This is a genomic window from Cetobacterium sp. (assembly GCF_048470075.1).
GTDB lineage: Bacteria > Fusobacteriota > Fusobacteriia > Fusobacteriales > Fusobacteriaceae > Cetobacterium_A.
In genome coordinates, this window is record NZ_DBGBQB010000305.1 from 1 (window position 1) to 2,599 (window position 2,599).

3 protein-coding genes are annotated in these 2,599 nt (G+C 29.4%); all 3 read left to right on the forward strand.

The features are described 5' to 3' along the window. Positions 1-33 precede the first annotated feature (33 nt). The 3 genes from ACMOUI_RS10765 (at position 34) to ACMOUI_RS10775 (ending at position 2,461) form a co-directional block, all read left to right on the forward strand. Positions 34-1,425, forward strand: a complete 1,392-nt coding sequence (locus ACMOUI_RS10765; protein ID WP_418965697.1) for an OprD family outer membrane porin — start codon at positions 34-36, stop codon at positions 1,423-1,425. A 108-nt stretch (positions 1,426-1,533) separates the two neighbouring features. Continuing rightward, positions 1,534-1,866: a winged helix-turn-helix transcriptional regulator gene (locus tag ACMOUI_RS10770; RefSeq protein WP_418965698.1), complete on the forward strand. Its 333-nt coding sequence runs from the start codon at positions 1,534-1,536 to the stop codon at positions 1,864-1,866. 43 nt (positions 1,867-1,909) lie between these two features. Next, positions 1,910-2,461 (forward strand): YbhB/YbcL family Raf kinase inhibitor-like protein, encoded by a 552-nt coding sequence (locus ACMOUI_RS10775; protein ID WP_418965699.1) that lies wholly within the window; start codon positions 1,910-1,912, stop codon positions 2,459-2,461. Positions 2,462-2,599 lie beyond the last annotated feature (138 nt).

Sequence of the window (2,599 nt, forward strand, 5' to 3'; positions counted from 1 at the left end):
CAATTGCATATATTATTTTAGGGAGGGTATTTTATGAAAAAAATTTTTTCACATCTATCTCTACTTCTTTACCTTACATCAATTTCATTATTTGCAGAACAAACTTCAACTGCTAAAGATGAAAACTCTTACAATGTTGAAACTCTTGAAAATTTTAAACAACAACCTACAGTTAACACCTTTTTTACTGATTCTAACTTAAAAGTACGTTTTAGAAATGAATACCGGAACAGAGATCGAGAAGCGGCATCTAAAAGGCAATCCGATGCTTGGGTTAATGGGACATTTTTAGATTTTACAAGTGGCTATTGGAAAAATATAATTGGATTTGATATTTCTTATCATAGAGTAGATGCTATATCTTCAAATCCAAGGAAAGATTCAAGTTTCTATTTAGATGGACATAGTGGTTTTGATCATGGAGCTATCCCTGCTATTAAATTAAGATATGATAACTTTGACTTTAAAATTGGTAGATTTATTACAGATTATGGATATGGTGGGTGGGAATATGAAATTCCTATGATTAATGGTTCTTCTATTAGACCTACACCTATTACAGTTGAAGGATTTTTTTTCTCTAATAAATTTAATGATAATTTTTCACTATATACTCTTTACACAAAACGTGAAATTGGTTCTTTTGATCCAGGTTTAAAATGGGATGATGCTAAAGTAGGGGTACGAAATTTAAGTAATGAACTTCTTGATGAAAAACCTAAATACAGTATCGGCGGTGTTTATGATAGTAAAAAGGGAACTATTTTAACTCTTGGTAGCCGTTATCAAGAAGATGTTTCTAATCAATTTGCTAGTAAATTTTCTAAACTTATTCCTTTAAGCGATAAAAAAATGGTAAAAATTGATGCCATAGGTCTTTATGCTGATATTATCGGCGATACTAAAAAAATAGTTAAAAATTTACCCGGCTCTATGAATGCTGATAGTGTTTATGTTTATTCTGGACAATTATCTTATATTCAAGATAAAACAGTTCTTTTCTCAGCCATTGGTTATGTAAGCGATAAAGTCGCTCCTAATACAGGAATAGTAACAGATATAACTTTTGTAGGAGATCAAACTTTAGATAGAATTCATGCTGATATGTTTTCTTATTCCTTTGGTTCCATGTATCAATTTACTCCTGAATTTACTGCTGGAATCTCTGTCCCTATAACTTCTGGATATTTGGAAAATGAAAAAATCCATAAAGTAGAAGGGATTGGATTAAACTTTATCTTTAGCTATAACGTTAAAAGTGGCCCTTTAGATGGTGTAAGATTCTGGGGAATTCTTAATCGCTCTGAAGAGAAAAGAGAACAGGATAATGGAGAGTCAAAAAATTATAGTAACTATGATATTAAATTGGTTTTACAATACGATTTTGATATAAACTATAACTCTCTATACTCTGTGAATAAATAGAGTATAGCCATGTTATAATGCTCATCAACTATTCTCAATAAATAGTTTACAAGTTGAATAATTTTATGGTATCTTAAAATAAAAAATAAATTTAGGAGGAGAAATACCGTGAGAAATATAACCTGTCCTTTAGAAGCTGTTTTCTTTATCTTAAAAGGAAAGTGGACTCCAATTATTCTATGGAGAATGCGTTTAGGAAACCAACGTCTAACTGATTTGAAAAAAGATATTGTTGGTTGTAATGAAAAAATGTTAATTCAACATTTAAATGACATGATTGAGCATAGACTTTTAGAAAAAATTGAATACAATGTTTATCCAAAGCATACCGAATATAAATTAACCGAATTTGGAAAAGAGTTAATCCCTACTTTTGCAAAATTTCAAGAATTGGGAATTAAATACTTACAAAAAAGTGAGTTATTAACAGATAATAAATAGTATGTTATTCTTAAGTTAATTCAAAACTTAGGAGGACTTCACTATGAAGAAAAATGTTTTATTAACTTTAACTGCTCTATCCATTTCAGCTTTTGGATTTACTTTAGAAAGTTCTGGTATAGAAAATGGATATATAAAAGAAAAATATGGAAAATATGGAGCTCAAAATTTAAATGGAATGCCTTCATTATCGCTACCTTTAAATTGGAAAAACTCTCCAAAAAATACCAAAAGTTATGCTTTTGTGATGGAAGATTTTGATGCTATCCCTGTCACTGGATTTTCTTGGATACATTGGATTGCGATTATCCCTGGAACTACTACTGAGCTAAAAGAAAACTCTAGCTTAGAAAATGAAGATATTATTCAAGGAGTTAATAGCTGGATTTCCTCTATGGGAGGTTTAAATAAAAATGATGCTTCACATTTTGGTGGACCTGCGCCACCAGATAAAGATCATACTTATAATTTTACTATTTATGCTTTAGATAAAAATATAAAATTACAACCAGGTTTCTACTTAAATGAACTTTATAATGAAATGGATGGACATATTCTTGATAAAGTTACACTGAAAGCCAAATATAAAAAATAAAAATCTAAGCGGTTGAGCCCTGTATTCTAAAGGGCTTAAACTGTTTATTTTTTGTAATCTCTTTGTTGTAAAAATTTATGTATTCTTTCATATCTGATCCTAACTCTTTATGAGTTTCAAATCTTTTTAAATAATAAC

What these genes read in the sequence shown, in the direction of transcription:
- ACMOUI_RS10775 (WP_418965699.1), top strand. Translation starts at nt 1,910, where the DNA reads ATGAAGAAAAATGTTTTATTAACTTTAACTGCTCTATCCATTTCAGCT.
- ACMOUI_RS10765 (WP_418965697.1), top strand. Translation starts at nt 34, where the DNA reads ATGAAAAAAATTTTTTCACATCTATCTCTACTTCTTTACCTTACATCA.